Genomic DNA, 17,278 nt, shown 5'->3' with positions numbered 1-17,278 from the left:
GCCCCCCGCCGCCCCGGCGGCCGCCCCGCCGCTGGCGGCCCCGGCGCCGTTGCCGGACGATCTGCGGATCGCGCCGCAGGCCCAGAGCTTCACCCTCGGCAATGGGCTGCAGTTCATCGTCATCCCGGCCGGCACCGCCCCGGTGGTGACGCAGATGGTGTGGTACCGCGTCGGCGCCGCCGACGAGCCGCCGGGCCAGTCCGGCAACGCCCATTTCCTGGAACATCTGATGTTCCACGGCACCACCTCGCACCCGCAGGGGTACTCGCAGGAGCTGGCGGCGATCGGCGGGGTCGAGAACGCCTTCACCACCGCCGACTACACCGCCTATTACCAGTCCGTGGCCAAAGAGAACCTGGCCCTGGTGATGCGCTACGAGGCCGACCGGATGCAGAACCTCGTGCTCGAGGAGAAGCGGGTCAACGCCGAGCGCGACGTGGTGCTGGAGGAGCGGCGGATGCGGATCGAGAACGAGCCGTCGTCCCGCCTCGGCGAGGCGATGAACGCCGTGCTCTACCTCAACCATCCGTATCGCGCGCCGGTGATCGGCTGGCCCTCGGAGATCGAGGCGCTGAACCGCGACACCGCGCTGGCCTTCTACGACCGCTTCTACACGCCGAACAACGCCACGGTGGTGATCGCGGGCGACGTCGACCCCGCCGCCGTGAAGGCGCAGGCGGAGGAGATCTACGGGCCGGTCAAGCGCCGGGCCGAGCCGCCGCCGCGCATCCGCCCGCAGGAGCCGCAGCCGCCGGCACCGCGCCGGCTGGACCTGACCGACGCCCGCGCCGGCCAGCCCTATCTGCGCCGCAACTACCTGGCCCCGTCGGTGGTCACCGCGGCGCCGGGCGAGGCCGCGGCGCTGCAGGTGCTGGCATCGGTGCTGTCGGGCGAGACCGGCCGGCTGTACCGGGCCCTGGTGACCGGGCAGGGCAAGGCCCAGAGCCTGGCAGCCATGGCCGGCGCCGGATACGACCCGGACGCGCTCGACTACAGCCCCTTCGCCGTCTATGCCGTGCCGCGCGGCGATGTGACCCTGCCGGATCTCGAGGCGGCGATGGATGCCGTGCTGGCCGGCGTGCGCGACGAGGCCGTGCCGGAGGAAGAGCTGGCCCGAGCCAAGCGCCGCCTGCTGGCCGGCGCGATCTACGGCCAGGACGACCCGGGGGCGCTGGCCCGGGTCTTCGGCGAGGCGGCGGCGCTGGGCCGCAGCGTCGCCGACGTGCAGGGCTGGCCGGGCCGCATCGCCGCGGTCAAGGCCGCTGATGTGCAGCAGGCGGCCCGCACCTATCTGCAGCCGCCGCGCTCCGTCACCGGGCTCCTGACCCGGCCGGCGGATGCCACCCAGGCCAAGCAGCCCTGACCGCGCGAGGATGACACCGATGAACGCGATGCTTTCCCCATTGCGCGCTGCCTTGCGCGCCGCCCTGACCGGCCTGCTGCTCGCCGCCGCCACGCTGCCCGCCGCCGCGACCACGATCGACCGCGTGGTCAGCCCCGGCGGGATCGAGGCCTGGCTGATCGAGGACCACACCGTGCCGGCCGTCACCGTCTCCTTCTCCTTCGACGGCGGCGCCGCCCAGGACCCGGACGGCAAGGCCGGCCTCGCCTCGCTGCTCGGCGAGATGCTGACCGAGGGGGCGGGGCCGTACGACGCGTCCGGCTTCAAGACCGCCCTGGCCGACCGTTCGATTCAGCTCGGCTTCTCGACCTCGCAGGACTACAGCGGCGGCAAGCTGAAGACGCTGACCACCGAGCGCGACGCCGCCTTCGAGCTGCTGCGCCTGGCTCTGGCCGAACCGCGGCTGGAACAGGGCGATTTCGACCGGATCAAGGCCGGCCGGATCGCCGATCTGAACTTCCAGGAGAATGACCCCGGCACCATCGCCGACGACCGCTGGTCCGCCGCCGCCTTCCCCGGCCATCCCTATGGCCGGCCGTCAGACGGCACCAGGGACAGCGTCGCCGCGATCGGCACCGCCGACCTGCAGGATCTGCGCCGCCGCCTGTTCGCGCGCGACGGGCTGCGCCTGGCCGTGGTCGGCGATATCGATGCCGCCACGCTCGGGCCGGCGCTCGACCGCGTCTTCGGCGGTTTGCCGGCCAAGGGCGACCGCACGCCGGTGCCGGAGATCGAGGTCGCTGCCAAGGGCACCGAAACGGTGCCGATGGCGGTGTCGCAGGCGTCGATCCAGCTCGGCTTCCCGGCGCCGCGGCGCGACGACCCGGACTATTTCCCGGCGATCGTGATGAACCACATCCTCGGCGGCTCGACCTTCACCTCGCGGCTGTACCGCGCGGTGCGAGAGCAGCGCGGCCTCGCCTATTCGGTCGACAGCGACACCATCCAGCTCAAGCATGCCGGGCTGCTGCTGATCACCGCCGGCACCCGCGCGGACAAGGCCGGGGAAAGCCTGTCGGTGATCCGGGACGAAATGGCGCGGCTGGCGAAGGACGGCCCGACCGACCAGGAGGTGGCGGAAGCCAAGAGTTACCTGATCGGCAGCTATCCGCTGGGCTTCGCCTCGCATGACGCCCTGGCGTCCTATGTGCTGTCGCTGCAGCTCGCCGGCCGCGGCCGGGACTTCATCGAGAAATACCCCGGCCTGATCGAGGCGGTGACGCCGGCCCAGGTGAAGGCGGTGGCCGCCCGGGTTCTGCAGGTCGAGAATCCGACCGCGGTGGTGGCGGGAACGCCGGCGAGCTAGGCCGGCCGGACCTTGGCCCGCGCCCGGCCGGGCAGGGTCATGGCGGCGACGCCGATCACCACCAGCACCAGGCCGGACAGCGCGGTCGGGGCCGGGGTCTCGCCGAGCAGGACGACGCCGATCGCCACGCCCACGGGCACCCGCAGATAGGCCTGTGCCATGGTGGCGACCGAGCCGAGCGAGGCGATCAGCCGGAAGTAGAGCACGAAGGCCAGGGCGGTCGAGACCACGGCCAGCCCGGCCAGCGCGCCGAGCGAGCTGGCGGATGGCGCCAGCGTCCAGGGCCGGTCCAGCACCAGGCTCAGCGGGACCAGCATGGCGGCGCCGGACAGCATCGACCCTGCGGCCGGCACCATCGGGTCTAGCCCCTTGAAGTTGCGGCCGAAGATGGCGGCGACGCCGTAGCACACCGTGGCGGCGACGATCGCCAACTGCGGCAGCAGCGCCTGCCCGGCGCCGGACAGGGCGTCGAGGCCGATCACCAGCACGATCCCGGCGACCCCGGCGGCGATGCCGAACAGCTTGCGCCCGGTCACCGCCTCGTGCCGGGTCACCGCCCAGGTGAACAGGAAGGTGAAGATCGGCGAGGTCGAATTCAGGATCGCCGCCAGCCCGGCATCGACCCGGGTCTCCGCCCAGGCGATCAGCACGAAGGGGATGGTGCTGTTGACCAGCGCCTGGACCGCGAACAGCCGCCAGGTCCGGCCGTCGGTCGGCATGCGGATGCTGCGCAGCCGCAGCACCAGCAGCAGGATGGCGCCGGCGATCACGGTGCGTGCCGCGATCAGCGTCACCGGCGGGATGGTGGCGACGCCGAGCTTGATGAAGCTGTAGGAGGCACCCCAGAGGGTGGCGAGCAGCACCAGCAGCAGATAGTCGGTGACCGGCGGGCGCTCGGCGGCGGGTGCGGACATGGGGGCCTCCTCGATGGGTGGCCCGACCATGCCCCGCGCGCGGGCGCCTGTCGCGCGCGGACGCTGCGGTTTCCGTCGAAGTGTCGGGGAGGATGAGGCTCGCCTACCCATCTGTCATGCCCGGCTTGACCCGGGCATCCAGAGGCTGTCGACATCTTCTGGATTGCCGGGTCAAGCCCACGGCTGTCCGGTTGAGGAAGAATCGCAACCAACGCGTGTTCATCTTGGGTGGCATTCTATTTCACTGTCATCCTCGGGCTTGACCCGAGGATCCAGGGGCTTTCAAGAGCGGCTCTTGGTGGCCTCTGGATTGCCGGGTCAAGCCCGGCAATGACAATAAAAGTTTAGTTCCCGCCTAATCTGCAACCAAAAAGCTTAACCGGACAGCCGTAGGTCAAGCCCGGCAATGACAGGGAAAAGGAAGGCAGAGGAACGGAGACTTTGCTGTCCCTCAATCGTCCAGCAGCGCTGCCAGCTTCATGCCGACGGTCAGCGAGCCGTTGGCTTTGATCTTGCCGGTCATGTAGGCCATGGTCGGGCTCAGCGATCCGTCGATCATCCGCCGCAGCGTCTCCGCCTTCATGGCCAGGGTCACGTCGGCCGGGGCGTCGCCGATCGACACCTCGGGGGCCGGTCCGGTCCCGTCCAGCACGATGAAGCCATCGGCGCCGAGGTCGAACTTGACCCGGGCGTCGAGCGCGGGGCCGCCGGCAGCGCGGCCGCGCACGGCTTCGGCGAGGGCGTCGAGCGACATGGGCAAAGTGTCCTTTCTGTCCGCGAATCGGTGAGGTCAGGCGGCGGCGCGCTCGGCCCGGGCGATGAAGCCGCCGCCGAGCACGCGGTCGCCGTCATAAAGCACAGCGGCCTGCCCCGGCGCCACCCCGTGCTGCGGCGCATGCAGCTCCAGCACCGCCGCATCAGGGCCGGTCAGCCGCACCGTCGCCGGCACCGGCGACTGGGCGGAGCGCAGCTTGGCTTCGACCACCCGGCCTTCCGGTCCGGGCGCCGCGTCCAGCCAGTTCAGCTCGGTCAGGGCCACGCTGTGCCGGGCCAGCGCCGACCAGGGGCCGACGATCACGCGCTTCGCCTCGGGGTCGAGCCGGACGACGTAGAGCGGCTCGTCATTCGATTTGCGGCCGCCGATGCCCAGGCCCTTCCGCTGGCCGATGGTGTAGTGGACGATGCCCTGGTGCCGGCCCAGCACAGTGCCGTCGAGATGCACGATCTCGCCGGGCCCGACGGCACCGGGGCGCAGCCGCGCCACCACCTCGCCATAGCGGCCCTCGGGCACGAAGCAGATGTCCTGGCTGTCCGGCTTGTCGGCGACGACCAGGCCCAGCCGCACCGCCTCGGCTCGGGTCTCGGCCTTGCTGCTGCCGCCCAGCGGAAAGCGCAGGAAGCCCAGCTGCTCGGCCGTGGTGGCGAACAGGAAATAGCTCTGGTCCTTGCCCGGATCGACGGCGCGGTGCAGCTCCGGCCCCTGCGGACCCTCGACCCGGCGGACGTAGTGGCCGGTGGCCAGGCAGTCGGCGCCGAGGTCGCGCGCGAAGTCCATCAGGTCGCGGAACTTGACCTTCTGGTTGCAGCGGATGCAGGGGATCGGCGTCTCGCCGCGCAGGTAGCTGTCGGCGAAATCCTCCATCACCGCCTGGCCGAAGCGGCTCTCGTAATCCAGCACGTAGTGCGGGAAGCCGATGCGGTCGGCCACGGTGCGGGCGTCGTAGATGTCGGCCCCGGCGCAGCAGGCCCCCTTCTTCTGGATGGCGATGCCGTGGTCGTACAGCTGCAGCGTGATGCCGACGACGTCATAGCCCTGCTCGGCAAGCTGGGCCGCGACGACGGAGCTGTCCACGCCGCCGGACATGGCGACCACGACGCGCGTCGCGGCAGGGGGCTTGTCGAAACCGAGTGAGTTCATGACCGGCAGAATATAGGGAGAGAACGGCGCCGAGAAAACTGGCGGATGGTCCGGGCGGCCATGCTGGCCTGTTGTCGGACATAAGGAGGGGTGCGTACACTCCTGGGAAAGCGAGGAGGGAACCCCGGAATGTTTCGCCCCAACCGGTTGAAGGAACGGCTGCGCCGCGGCGACCAACTGTTCGGCGCCTGGGTCGGCAGCGGTTCGCCCACGGTGGCCGAGATCATGGCCCATGCCGGCTTCGACTTCGTCATCCTGGACACCGAGCACGGGCCCGGCGGAATCGACGACACGGTCGACCTGCTGCGCGCGGTGCAGGCGTCCGACACCCCGGCGGTGGTGCGGGTGCCGGCGCATGACCCGGTCTGGCTGAAGCGGGTGCTGGATGCCGGCGCCGACAGCCTGATGGTGCCGATGATCGAGAGCGCGGCCGAGGCCGAGACACTGGTGCGCGCCTGCCGCTACCCGCCGGCCGGCCGCCGGGGCTACGCCGCCGGGGCGGTGCGCGCCTCGACCTACGGCTTCGAGCCAGACTACATGCGCAAGGCGAACGACAACCTGCTGCTGCTGGCCCAGATCGAATCCAAGGATGCCGTGCCCGAGGCCGCGGCGATCGCCAGGGTCGACGGCATCGACATGGTGTTCATCGGCGTCAACGACCTCGGTGGCTCGATCGGCCTGCTGGAGCAACTGCACGACCCGCGGGTGCAGGACCTGGTCAGGCAGATCGAGGACGCGGTGCGGCCGACCGGCACGCCGCTCGGAACCGTGCCCAGCAGCGCCTCCACCTGGACCGAGCTGTTCGACCGCGGCTACCGCATGGTCACCGGCGGCGGCGACGTGCCCTATCTGCGCCAGGCGGCCTCGGACTCGGTGGCCGCGTACAAGGCATACCGCGAGGGCGCCGGAAAGGGGACCAAGGGCGGCGGCTACTGATCCCTACTTCAGCGCCCCGGCGGTCAGCCCACTGACGATCCGGCGCTGCAGCAGGGCGAAGACGATCAGGATCGGGGTCACGTAGATCGCGGCATAGGTCATCATCCCGCCCCAGTCATTGGTGTTCGTGCCCATGAAGGCGGACAGGCCGACCGTCGCGGTCTGCAGGCTCTCGGCCGCGATCAGCGAGCGCGAATAGACGTATTCGCCGAAGGACTGCAGGAAGATCAGCACCGACACCACCAGGATGCCGTTGCGGGCCAGCGGGATCATGATCCGCAGGAAGGCGCCGATGCGCGAGGCGCCGTCCACCCGCGCCGCATCCTCCAGCTCGCGCGGCACCTGCAGGAAGGTCGACCGGCACAGCACGATGTAGAGCGGCAGCACCTTGGCGGTCTGCGCCAGCACCACCGCGGCGCGGGGAGTCTCCAGCAGGCCGACCTGGCTGAAGGCGACGAAGATCGGCGTCACCATCAGCGACGGCGGCAGCACCTGCAGCATCAGCACCAGGAACAGCGCCACCGCGGTCCAGGCGTTGCGATGGCGCGACAGGGCATAGGCGGCGCCGGTGCCGATCAGCGTCGCCAGCGCCGTGGTGCCGATCGCGATCAGCAACGAGTTCCACAGATACCGGTCCATCGCGTGCTCGGCGAAGATCCGGCCGAACTGCCATTGCGGATCGGTGGGCCAGACGCTCGGCGGGAAGGCGAAGATCTCGGTGCCGGATTTCAACGCCGTGACGTACATCCAGTACAGCGGGAACAGGTAGATCGCCGCGAACAGCAGGGCGAAGCCCAGCAGGATGAAGGGCTTTGCCGGTTTCACGCCGCATGCTCCCGCTCGGTCGAGCGGACGTAGAGCGCCGCGACCAGGATCACCAGCGCTATCATCAGCACGGCGACGACGCTGCCGGCCGAGATCTCGTAAGTCTCGAACGACATCTGCCAGGACCAGTACTGGGCGACGTTCGACGCGTTGGCCGGGCCGCCCTTGGTCAGGGCCGCGATCAGGTCGAACTGCTGCAACGTGAAGATGATGCCGAGCGCCACCACGGCGCCGAGGGTCGACCGCATCATCGGCAGGGTGATGTGCAGGAAGCGCCGGAACGCCCGGGCGCCGTCGATCTCCGCCGCCTCGTACAGGTCGCCCGGGATCGCGGCCAGCCCGACCGACAGCAGGATCATGTTGAACGGGATGCCCAGCCAGATGTTGGCGATGATCACGGCGAACAGGGCGAAATCGGGGTCCGACAGCCAGAAGATCTTGCCGCCGGTCAGATGCAGGCTGGTCAGGGCATAGTTCAGCACGCCGAAATCGCCGGCCAGGATCCATTTCCAGATCGCGCCGACCACCAGGGCCGGCATGATCCAGCCGGCCAGGAACACGCCGCGGATATAGGTCGCGCCGGGGAAGGGCTGCTGGAAGAACAGCGCCAGGCCGAAGCCGATGCTCAGCTGGAAGGTGATCGACAGCACCACGAAGATCACCGTGTTCTTCAGGATCTGCAGCGCCTCCGGCCGGCTGAACACGTCGCGGTAGTTGTCCAGCCCGGCGAAGGGCCGGTCGAAGGAGGCCAGCGAGAAGAGGTCGACCTGCTGCAGCGACATCACCAGCGTGTAGGCCAGCGGGAAGGCGGCGAAGACCAGCAGGTAGCCGACCGCGCACAGCACCAGGGTGACGTCGAAGCCGCTGCCGTCCCGCAGGGTGCGGATCAGGGGGATGCGGGTGAGGGTGGAGCGGCGAGAAGTCCTTTGAGTCCCTCCTCCCCCTGCGGGAGGAGGAGGATAGGGGGAGGGGGCTCGCGCCGCCGGAGCCGCCATCGACGGATTAAGGCTGACCGATCGATCGGTCATGGATTGGCCGGTTCGGGTGCTCGTCATCGACAACCCCCTCCCCCTGCCCCCCTCCCGCGAGGGGAGGGGGGACTCGTTGTTGCGGCGATGGCGGTGCTCCGCCTCACTTCTTCAGCACGCGGTCGATCGTTGCCTGGGCGGTCTGCAGCGCCGTCTTCGCGTCGCTCTGATGCGTCAGGGCCGACTGGATCGCGGTCTGGATCGCCTTCGAGATCTTCGGCCAGTCCGGGTTCGGGCCGCGCGGCCGGGCGTACTGCATCTGCTCGGTGAACACGGCATAGGCCTTCGGCCATTGCGGCGAGTCGGCCTTGGCGTTCTGGACCGGCGGCAACAGGCCGAACTCGTTCCAGATCCGGTGGTTCTGCGAATAGATGTATTCCAGCAGCATGAACGCCTCCTTCGGGTGCTTGGAGGTCTTGAAGATCACGTTGTTGAAGTCGCCGAGGGCCGAGGCGCGTGGGCTGCCCTGCTTCTCCACCGGGAACAGCGCGACCCGCCAGTCGAACTTGGCCTCCTTGGCCATGCGCGGCAGCTCCCACGGCCCGGAGATCGCCATGGCGGCGTTGCCGGCGTTGAAGGTGCCGGTCGAATCATACTGGCTGCGAATCAGCGTGTCGGGCGACGCCAGCTTCTCGTCGATCAGCTTCTGCCAAAACTCCAGCGCCCGCACCGCGCCGTCCGAGCCGACGCTGTCGTAATCGGCGCCGGCGCTCTGGATGAAGGGCAGGAACTGGAAGGTGCCTTCCTCCGTGCCGATGGCGGAGAAGGCGAGGCCGTAGACGTTCTTGCCCGGGTCAGTCAGCGTCTTCGCCGTCTGATAGAGATCATCCCAGGTCTGCGGCGGCTTGTCGGGGTCGAGCCCCGCCGTCTTGAACATGTCGGCGTTGTAGTAGAGCGCCAGGGTGTTGGAGGCGCGCGGGATGGCGAACAGCTTGCCGTCCCAGGTCGAGGAGTTGCGCGGGCCGGGATAAAAGGCGTCGGCCTTGATCACCTGCGACTGCTCGACATAGGGCGACAGGTCCAGCAACACCCCGCGCGCCGCGAACATCGCGGTCTCGGGATTGTCGATGCCGATCACGTCGGGGGCCGAGCCGGCGGCGTAGGCGCGCATGGCGTCGTTCACCACGTCGGCGAAATTGACGTGCTTGAGGTTGATCGTGATGTCGGGGTGCTGGGCCTGGAATTCCTTTACGAAGACGTAGGTGAACTTGGTCTCGTCCTCGTCATGGGTCCAGACCTCCAGCGTCACCGGCTCGGCCCGGGCGAGGGTGGCGGAGGCGAGAAGGGCGGCGGTTCCCAACAGCAATCGCAGGGTCCTGGACATAAGCTTCCTCCACTGTGTTGGTTGTTCTATTGCGGATTGGCGACGAACTCCCCGCCGCGGCAGCGCTGCAGATAGCGCAGGCCCTCGACCTGGCCGGTCATCTCCAGGTCGTCGCGATAGACCGGGTCGTGCCAGCCCTCGATGTCGATCGCGCCGCGGAAGCCGGCCAGCCGCAGCTCGGTGATCACGCGGGTCCAGTCGGTGTCGCCGAAGCCGGGGGTGCGGTGGAAGGCGAAGGGCACCTTGCCATGCACGCCATGCTCCTTGACCACGTCCCAGCGCACCGTCGCGTCCTTGCCGTGGACGTGGAAGATCTTCGGCGCCCAGCGCCGGATCTGGGGCACCGGGTCGATCAGGTAGTACAGCTGGTGGCACGGCTCCCATTCCAGGCCGAGATTGTCGTCCGGCAGGGCGTCGAACATCAGCTCCCAGGCGGCAGGGTTGTGGGCGATGTTCCAGTCGCCGGATTTCCAGCTGCCCTCCATCGGGCAGTTCTCGAAGGCCAGGCGCACGCCCTTGTCGGCGGCGCGCTTGGCGAGACGGCCGAACACCTCCTTGAACCGCGGCAGGCTCTCCTCCAGCGGCCGGCCGCGCACCCGGCCGGTGAAGCCGGCGACGATGTCGGTGCCGAACAGATGGGCGTTGTCGATCAGCGCTTCCCATCCGGCCAGGGTCTCGCGGTCCTGCGCCTGGTCCTCCAGCGGGTTGCCGAACATGCCGAGCGCGCCGACGGTGACGCCGCTGTCGCCGATCGCCTCGCGGATCTGGCCGGCCAGGCGGGGGATGTCCTTGCCGCCCAGAGTCTGCCAGAAGAACGGCTCGATGCTCTCGAAGCCATGGGCGATGATCTGGCGGACATAGCCGGCCGGGTCGTCGCCATTGGCCTTCACCATCGTGCCGATGCGGATGTCCTGGTGCCCGGTCCGGGCAGGCTTGGCGCTGGTCATGATTCCTCGATCGTCTGGATGGCCACGCGGCGGCCCTGGCGCGCGCTCTCGATCGCGGCGAAGACCATGGCGAGGCTGTGGAAGTTCTGGTGGCCGACCGTCTCGGGCTCGGTGCCCGCGCGGATGGCGCCGACGAAATCGCGCATGACGCCGAGATGCCCGCCGGTCGGGTCGGCCGGGTCCGCCGGCGGCACCGCGACCGCTTCAGGCTCGAAGAACAGCCCGTCGCGCCGGTCGGTCGCGACCTCGGCGCGAAAGCCCTCGGCCCCGTCCCAGCTCAGGCTGCCCCTGGTGCCGGTCAGGCGCCACTGGCTCTCCCAGCTGGTGCGCAGCCCTTCGGCGCACCAGCTGCCGCGATAGGTCAGGACGGCGCCGCCCTCCAGCTCGAAGATGGCGTTGGCGCTGGCGCCATGCGCGTACCACGACCCGGCCGGGTTGCTCTCATGGCAGTAGACGGCGAGGGGGCGGCGGCCGGCGACCAGGCGAGCGGCATCGAAGGTGTGGATCGCCATGTCCAGCAGCAGCACATGCTGCATCTCCTCGCGGAAGCCGCCGAAATGCGGCCCGATGAAGAAGTCGCAATGCACGCCGGTCAGCTCGCCGATCAGGCCGCTCTCGACCGCCCGGCGCAGGCGCCGGATGCCGGGGATGTAGCGCCGGTTCTGCACCACCGCGTGCAGCCGCCCGGCTGCCCTCGCCGCGGCCACCAGTTCCCGCGCGGCCTCCAGGCTGTCGGCCATCGGCTTCTCGCTCAGCACGTGACAGCCGCGGGCGAAGGCCGCCAGCACCACGTCGCGGCGGGCGGCCGGCACAACCACGTCGAACAGGATGTCGGGTTTCAGCCGGTCCAGCAGGGCCGGCACATCGGTGCCGATCTCGGCGCCGGCCAGCCCGAATTCTTCGGCCCGGCCGCGGGCTCGCCCGGGTTCGAGGTCGGCCAGGCCGACCACCTCCAGCCCCTCGATCTGGCGGGCGGCTTCGAGCCAGGCCCGGCTCATGGCGCCACATCCGGCTAAGACGGCTCGCACTTCGATCTCGCTCCCTCGGCTCGGCGGATTGTTCGATTGTGTCGCCGTAAACGTTTACGATATTGATATCGGACGTGTCGGCCTGTCAATCCGCTTGTGGCGCTGCGTATGGGTTCGGTTGCACTCTTGAGGTGCCGGAGGGGAGAGACGTCCTTGGGGATCCGCGAGCTCGCGAAGCATCTGAACATCTCGATCGGGACCGTCTCCCGCGCCCTCAACGGCCGCGGCGACGTCAATCCGGAGACCAGGCGCCGGGTGCTGGAGGCGGCGGCGGAGCTCGGCTATTCGCCGAACCAGTCCGGTCGCGCCCTCCGTCAGGGGTCGACCAACGCGATCGGCTTCATGCTGCAGACCTATAGCGGGGCCGAGCTGTACGGCGAGCCCTTCTTCATGGGGCTGTTCAGCGGCGTGCAGGAGGCGTTGGGCCGGCACGGGCTGGACCTGATCGTGCTGCTGAACACGCCGGACGGCGACCAGGAGGCGCAGCTGCGCCGGGTGGTGGAGCGGCGCCTGGCCGACGGCATCCTGCTGCCCTGGACCCGGCGGATCGACCCGCGGCTGGACTATTTGATCGGGCGCCGCTTCCCCTTCGCGGCGCTGGGCCGCAGCCTGTCCGGCGGCGACCATCCCTGGCTGGACCTGAACTTCGAGCAGGCGGCGGATGTCGCGGTCGACCGCTTCGTCGGCTTCGGCCACCGCCGCATCGGCCTGGCCAACAACGGCCACGACCTGATGCACGCCCACATCCTCCTGGACGGTTATCGCCGGGCCCTGGCGCGGCACGGCATCGGCTTCGACGAGACCCTGGTGCGGACCGAGGAGATGACCGAGGCCGGCGGCTACCGGCTGGCGGCGGAACTGGTGGGCCATGGGCCGCTGCCGACGGCGCTGCTGGTGGCGAATGAGCGGATGGCGGTCGGCGTCTACCGCCGGCTGAACGAGGCGGGGGTGCGGCCCGGGCGGGACATCGCCATCATCGGCGGCATGATCGACAGCCCGGCGAGTCGCTTCCTGTCGCCGGCCCTGACCTGCTTCCGCCTGTCGCTGCACGACCTCGGGGTGAAGCTGGCGGAAGCGCTGCTGGCCAGCATGCCAGGCCACGCCGATGCCTATGGCGGGCTGGTGCAGGACCTGTGGCCGCTGGAGCTGGTGCCGCGCGAGAGCGACCGGGTGATGCTGGGCGAGTGATCCCCGTCGATTAGGTTCCGGTTGACGGGATGAGAATCCCATCCGTACCCTCTGTGTCATAACAATTTCAAAATGGTTCACAGACGAGGGGGAAGGCGATCATGAGCGTAAGCTTCAAGGATGCCCTGTCTCGAGTCGGACAGCAGCGCAGCCCGGCCGTCACTCAGCGGTCTCCGAATACGGATCAGTTCAATCTGTCCGTGCAGCGCGCCAAGGACGAGAAGCCCGCCACGCCCCCCGCGCAGCAGCCGGAGGCACCGCCGGTCTATCGCTGGAACAGCGATCCGGCCGGAATCACCGAGCGCAAGATCGAGCCAGGGGTATGGCCGTTCCGCATCTTCGCGCAGGAGGGCGTTGACCCGAAGGACAACAAGGCCCTGCACGACCAGCTGGCGGCCACGCCGCAGCTCGACCCGAAGGCCTTCGGCAACCGGCCCGGCGCGCCCGCCGACATCGACCAAGGGCTGGAAGCCTGCGACAAGGTCTATGTCCTCGATTCGGACCGGCTCGGGCTGCTGGACAGCCAGCGCAAGGCCCTTGCCGGCGCGAGCGATCCGAAGGCGAGCGAGGGCGACCGGAACAAGGCGAAGGACGACCTCGTCGTCGCGATCGCGCAGGAGGTCGACCAGGCCTCGCTGGGTCAGGGCGCGCCCAGCTTCGGTCGTGATGCCAACGGCAACGGCAAGCTCGACAGTGGCGAGTTCAGCCCCCTGGTCGCCCCGATCGCCGAGCGCGCGCCGAACGACCCGGTTTTCCTCGACGCGCTCAACCAGGTCCGCGAGATCAAGGAACGGTCGTGGAAGGCCGACGGGCGGACCACCGACCAGCTCGGCAAGATCGCCGAGGCGGGTGACCGTGGCGACTATGCCGCGGTCACCGCCGAGACCAAGCGGCAGCTGGTCGCCCTCGCCGATGGCACGGACGGGCCGGACGCGGCGAAGATCACCGCCCTCACCAAGCGGGCGGGCATCTACCAGGCCTATGTCGGCGGCGACGAGAAGCAGTATCTCGCCGCCGTCACGGAAGGGACGAAGCAGGCGATCCAGGAGCTGCGGGTCGAGCGCCCGGTGCGGGAGCTGCAGGCCGCCTGGGGCAAGGGCGGCACCGACGGGGCCAAGGCCTTCCTGGCCAAGCTGCGCGCGACGACGGACACCAAGGACACCCTGCCGGGCAGCGGCTCTTTGCTGGCGTCCGACCCGCGCGTCCAGGGGATGGTCGACCAGTCGATCGACGCGATCGCCGGTTCCCAATCCACCGGCGACGACCGGCGGAAGCAGATGCAGGCCCTGATCGACCTCGGCGCCTCCTGCCAGACCATCCTCTACAATGACGGCGACAAGGCCGGCGCCGGCAAGGCCTTCGTCGACCATGTGGCCGCCCGCATCGTCGACAAGATGAACGGCGACCTGAAGGGGGATCACATCAACCTGCTGCACGAGCAGCAGTTCTTCAGCTTCATGAGCCGCGAGGATACCGAAGGCTCGGGCACGTCGCTGCTGACCGCCATCGCCGCCCGGACGGCGGTCCTCGGCAGCGACAAGCAGGCGCAGCTCAAGCAGAAGGGCGAGCTCGGCTTCAACGACTATCTGTCGCAGAACTCGAACGCCCAATGGGCGGTGCGGCGCAGCATCGAGAATTTCGACGGCGCCGCGACCAAGCAGGACGACAAGATCAACAAGCTCTACAACGAGCTCTACCACGGCCTCACCGGCTGGGGCGGGATCAAGGGCGACGACCCGATCCCCGCGGCGGACCAGCTGGCGCGGGACATGGAGGCGATCGACAACCTCTCGCCGGACAACCAGCAGAAGGCCCAGGACCTGACCAAGGAGGGCGAGAAGAAGCTGCCGCAATGGGAGCGGCAGGAGAGCATCCAGCTCGCGCTCGGCCTGTACAAGACCGACCTGAAGAAGGTCGACGGCTTCGACAACGACGCCCCGATGCCGATGCTCTTCGGCACCGGGATCATGATGACCAAGTCGAAGTCGATCCAGGAGGCGATGAAGGGCCTGCCGGAGCTGCCCAAGACCAAGACCGATCCCTACGCCAACGCCTCGACCTCCGACCCGGCGACCGCCGGCACGATCTGGGTCCAGCGCGCGACCCGCGCCCTCGCCACCTTCGCGGTGGTCGAGACGATGAAGGGTGGCGTCAAGGACATCAACCAGGCCATGGCGGAGAACCGTTTCATGGCCATCCTGCGCGGCGACGCGGTCGCCAGCCGCGCCGAGATCGACGTGCTGAACAAATCCATCAGCGGCGCCTTGAAGGATCCCAATCCGAATTTCGCCAAGTATCTCAACACCCTGAAGACCGATATCGGAGAGACGAGACTCCAGGACATCATCTCCGGGCGGGAGAAGCCGACCGACGCCGAAAGGCGGCAGATGGCGAGCGCCGACCGGCTGAACATCGGCACCAACGCCATCACCCGCCTCTCCGGCGGCGGCAGCGCCATCCTGTTCGGCCGCAACCTCGGGGCGCTCGACGGTTCGCCGGCCGATCTCGTCTACTACGTGCCGCACACGATGATGATGCTCAACGCCGCCCAGACGGCGCTGCTGCCGAACGCCCGGGAGATCTTGACCGGGAAGGACGCGACCGCGCCGAGCAGCCTGGAGACCCGGCTCAAGGGCGCCCAGGCCCGGGTCGCCGGCAGCAATCTCGGGACGAAACAGAAGTGGCTCTGGGGCAAGTCCCTGGGCGCGCTGAACGGACTGCGCGGCGGCGGGGTCGACGTGCTCTATGTCGGGGCCGATCTGAGCAATGCCATCATGAACGGCTTCGGCGTGGCCGGCACGAAGCAGGACTTCGTGAAGACGGCCGGCTATGCCACCGCCACGGTCAGCGACGCGATGTTCGCCCTCACCGCCAGCGCAACCCTGTCGAACGGCGCGATCGCCGAGACGGCCCTCGGCCGGCTGATCACCGCTCTCGGCCCGCTGAAGGTCAGTGGGGTGGCGGCGGTGCTGCAGGTGGCGGGCGCCGGCATCGTCGGTGGGCGGAGCGCCTACAACGCCGCGCACACCTTCGACAAGGCGGATGCCGACGCGATCCAGGTGCTGTACCACGTCAAGGACCGCAAGGTGGCGGAGGTGCTGGCCGACCACAACGACCTGCTGGACGAAGGCCTGCTCGGCATCCTGCAGACGGTCTTCCCGGGCGACGAGCACCTGATGGGCGGCGATGAGCTGACCCGCAGCGCCGGCAACGTCCTGACCGGCACCTATAGCGATCTCGACTACACGCGGGCCCGCCTGGGCGCGATCTTCAACGGCTGGACCCCGGACCAGGCGGAGGAGGTGGCCAAGACCGTCAAGGACATGACGGCCAAGGACGGCAAGCTGCCGGACAGCCAGGACGACCTCAAATATCTCGAGCTGCCGCCGGACCCGACCAAGGCCGATCTCTCGCAGTATCCCGGCGTCCAATACAACGGCGAGACGAAACGCTACGAGGATTCGGCGACCAACATGCACTGGGAGGGCGACCGCTGGTGGGCGCCGCCGAAAAAGGTCACCGCTCCGATCGGCCTCGGCTCGGTGCCGAGCCAGGACCCGCTCTGGTACGACCCGAAGCAGAAGACGCTGATGCACGAGAACGGCTTCGCCAAGGAGGTGAAGCCGGACAGCAAGCAGGGGCTCAAGGCCTGGCTCAAGGGCAAGGGCTATCTCGATTAGAGTGGATGAGATTTGGCGGGATCGGGTCATCCGATCGCRCCAAGACGGTGGTGTTGCCTCTCCCGTTTACGGGAGAGGTCGGAGACGCGAAGCGGCTCCGGGTGAGGGGAGTTTGTCGAGGCCGGGACCAACCCTCACCCGCCAGGCGGAGAGGTGACGCGAAGGCGCTTGCCCATCCCGTCAGCCCTGCCCGAATGCACCGACGTGACTACGCCGCCGGAACCGTGCCCGGCATCGCCCCGACCGCGGCGGCGAAGCTGGCCAGGCTGGCGGTGCGCAGCGGCACGAAGGGCTTCTCGGCTTCACGGCACAGGCGCTTCACCTGGCCGGCCGCGTGGTGGCTGACGCAATCCACCGGGAAGAAGGCGACATCGGCCTGGCTGACCAGGCCCGGCAGCATTGTCGGGTTGTCTTCGACGCCGCCGTCATGGCTCAGCAGCACGCCGCCGTACCGTTCGGTCAGGGCCCGCAGCTGCTCGATCTGCTTCGGCCGGCCGCCGACATAGAGCAGCGTCCGCCCCTCCAGCTCCGGCGCCGGCCCAGGCGCCTCGGCGGGCTCCACCGCCGGCGCGTCCAGCGCCGCCTCCAGCGCAGCGATCTCGTCCTGCAGCGCCGCGGCGTGTTCCTCCGCCTGCTCCACCCGCGCGGTCAGTCGGGCGACGGCCTCGTCCTGCGCCGCCAGCCGCTCGGCCAGCAGGGCGGACCGCGCCTGCTCGTCGGCCAAGCGCCGGCGCAGCGCCTCCTCCGCCGGGGCGGCGGGCGCCGGCGCTGCGGCTTGGCGC

At 69.2% G+C, this 17,278-nt stretch carries 14 protein-coding genes; 5 read left to right on the top strand and 9 right to left on the bottom strand.

The window, feature by feature from the left end; all coding sequences use genetic code 11:
• The coding region (locus tag AB4Z01_RS33260) for a M16 family metallopeptidase (protein ID WP_441700723.1) at window positions 1-1,363 on the top strand (1,363 nt) is incomplete at its 5' end.
• Between the two features lie 19 nt (window positions 1,364-1,382).
• On the top strand, window positions 1,383-2,708 hold the full coding sequence (locus AB4Z01_RS33255) for a M16 family metallopeptidase (RefSeq protein ID WP_441700721.1): 1,326 nt from the start codon (window positions 1,383-1,385) through the stop codon (window positions 2,706-2,708).
• Here the strand turns inward: AB4Z01_RS33255 and AB4Z01_RS33250 are convergent.
• The 3 genes from AB4Z01_RS33250 to mnmA all read right to left on the bottom strand — a co-directional run bounded on the left by AB4Z01_RS33250 (window position 2,705) and on the right by mnmA (window position 5,540).
• On the bottom strand, window positions 2,705-3,622 hold the full coding sequence (locus tag AB4Z01_RS33250; RefSeq protein WP_441700719.1) for a DMT family transporter: 918 nt from the start codon (window positions 3,620-3,622) through the stop codon (window positions 2,705-2,707). The genes AB4Z01_RS33255 and AB4Z01_RS33250 overlap by 4 nt on opposite strands.
• 451 nt (window positions 3,623-4,073) lie before the next feature.
• Window positions 4,074-4,376, bottom strand: a complete 303-nt coding sequence (locus AB4Z01_RS33245; RefSeq protein ID WP_441700718.1) for an SCP2 sterol-binding domain-containing protein — start codon at window positions 4,374-4,376, stop codon at window positions 4,074-4,076.
• A 36-nt stretch (window positions 4,377-4,412) separates the two neighbouring features.
• Window positions 4,413-5,540, bottom strand: coding sequence for a tRNA 2-thiouridine(34) synthase MnmA (mnmA, locus tag AB4Z01_RS33240; protein ID WP_441700716.1), 1,128 nt, complete (start codon window positions 5,538-5,540; stop codon window positions 4,413-4,415).
• Window positions 5,541-5,669: 129 nt separating this feature from the next.
• Between mnmA and AB4Z01_RS33235 the strand changes: the two genes are divergently transcribed.
• Complete coding sequence (locus AB4Z01_RS33235) at window positions 5,670-6,476, top strand: HpcH/HpaI aldolase family protein (RefSeq protein WP_441700714.1); 807 nt, start codon at window positions 5,670-5,672, stop codon at window positions 6,474-6,476.
• Between the two features lie 3 nt (window positions 6,477-6,479).
• Here AB4Z01_RS33235 and AB4Z01_RS33230 read toward each other — a convergent pair whose 3' ends face one another.
• From AB4Z01_RS33230 to AB4Z01_RS33210, 5 genes are all read right to left on the bottom strand, one after another.
• The gene (locus AB4Z01_RS33230; protein WP_441700712.1) at window positions 6,480-7,301 is read right to left on the bottom strand and encodes a carbohydrate ABC transporter permease; all 822 of its coding nucleotides are present in this window, start codon (window positions 7,299-7,301) and stop codon (window positions 6,480-6,482) included.
• The gene (locus AB4Z01_RS33225; RefSeq protein WP_441700710.1) at window positions 7,298-8,356 is read right to left on the bottom strand and encodes a carbohydrate ABC transporter permease; all 1,059 of its coding nucleotides are present in this window, start codon (window positions 8,354-8,356) and stop codon (window positions 7,298-7,300) included. Before AB4Z01_RS33225 ends, AB4Z01_RS33230 begins: the two co-directional genes overlap by 4 nt.
• Before the next feature lie 76 nt (window positions 8,357-8,432).
• Window positions 8,433-9,653, bottom strand: coding sequence for an ABC transporter substrate-binding protein (locus AB4Z01_RS33220; RefSeq protein ID WP_441700708.1), 1,221 nt, complete (start codon window positions 9,651-9,653; stop codon window positions 8,433-8,435).
• A 26-nt stretch (window positions 9,654-9,679) separates the two neighbouring features.
• The gene (locus tag AB4Z01_RS33215) at window positions 9,680-10,600 is read right to left on the bottom strand and encodes a sugar phosphate isomerase/epimerase family protein (RefSeq protein WP_441700706.1); all 921 of its coding nucleotides are present in this window, start codon (window positions 10,598-10,600) and stop codon (window positions 9,680-9,682) included.
• Window positions 10,597-11,628, bottom strand: a complete 1,032-nt coding sequence (locus AB4Z01_RS33210; RefSeq protein WP_441700705.1) for a Gfo/Idh/MocA family protein — start codon at window positions 11,626-11,628, stop codon at window positions 10,597-10,599. The genes AB4Z01_RS33215 and AB4Z01_RS33210 overlap by 4 nt, the downstream gene beginning before the upstream one ends.
• A 153-nt stretch (window positions 11,629-11,781) precedes the next feature.
• Between AB4Z01_RS33210 and AB4Z01_RS33205 the strand changes: the two genes are divergently transcribed.
• Both AB4Z01_RS33205 and AB4Z01_RS33200 read left to right on the top strand, forming a co-directional pair.
• Window positions 11,782-12,816, top strand: a complete 1,035-nt coding sequence (locus AB4Z01_RS33205) for a substrate-binding domain-containing protein (protein WP_441700703.1) — start codon at window positions 11,782-11,784, stop codon at window positions 12,814-12,816.
• A 200-nt stretch (window positions 12,817-13,016) separates the two neighbouring features.
• Entirely contained in the window at window positions 13,017-16,496 is a 3,480-nt protein-coding gene (locus AB4Z01_RS33200) for a hypothetical protein (RefSeq protein ID WP_441700701.1), read from the top strand.
• A 208-nt stretch (window positions 16,497-16,704) separates the two neighbouring features.
• Here AB4Z01_RS33200 and AB4Z01_RS33195 read toward each other — a convergent pair.
• On the bottom strand, window positions 16,705-17,278 hold a 574-nt coding region (locus AB4Z01_RS33195; protein WP_441700699.1), incomplete at its 5' end, for a DUF2325 domain-containing protein.

The organism is Inquilinus sp. YAF38, from assembly GCF_052113205.1.
Taxonomy (GTDB): Bacteria; Pseudomonadota; Alphaproteobacteria; order DSM-16000; family Inquilinaceae; genus Inquilinus.
The sequence above is the reverse complement of the archived record's forward strand: the minus strand, read 5'-3'. Positions and strand labels throughout refer to the sequence as shown.

Bases quoted from the DNA above. Each gene is read 5' to 3' on its own strand.
- AB4Z01_RS33255 (WP_441700721.1), top strand. From the start codon at position 1,383: ATGAACGCGATGCTTTCCCCATTGCGCGCTGCCTTGCGCGCCGCCCTG.
- AB4Z01_RS33250 (WP_441700719.1), bottom strand. From the start codon at position 3,622: ATGTCCGCACCCGCCGCCGAGCGCCCGCCGGTCACCGACTATCTGCTG.
- AB4Z01_RS33245 (WP_441700718.1), bottom strand. From the start codon at position 4,376: ATGTCGCTCGACGCCCTCGCCGAAGCCGTGCGCGGCCGCGCTGCCGGC.
- mnmA (WP_441700716.1), bottom strand. From the start codon at position 5,540: ATGAACTCACTCGGTTTCGACAAGCCCCCTGCCGCGACGCGCGTCGTG.
- AB4Z01_RS33235 (WP_441700714.1), top strand. From the start codon at position 5,670: ATGTTTCGCCCCAACCGGTTGAAGGAACGGCTGCGCCGCGGCGACCAA.
- AB4Z01_RS33225 (WP_441700710.1), bottom strand. From the start codon at position 8,356: ATGACGAGCACCCGAACCGGCCAATCCATGACCGATCGATCGGTCAGC.
- AB4Z01_RS33220 (WP_441700708.1), bottom strand. From the start codon at position 9,653: ATGTCCAGGACCCTGCGATTGCTGTTGGGAACCGCCGCCCTTCTCGCC.
- AB4Z01_RS33215 (WP_441700706.1), bottom strand. From the start codon at position 10,600: ATGACCAGCGCCAAGCCTGCCCGGACCGGGCACCAGGACATCCGCATC.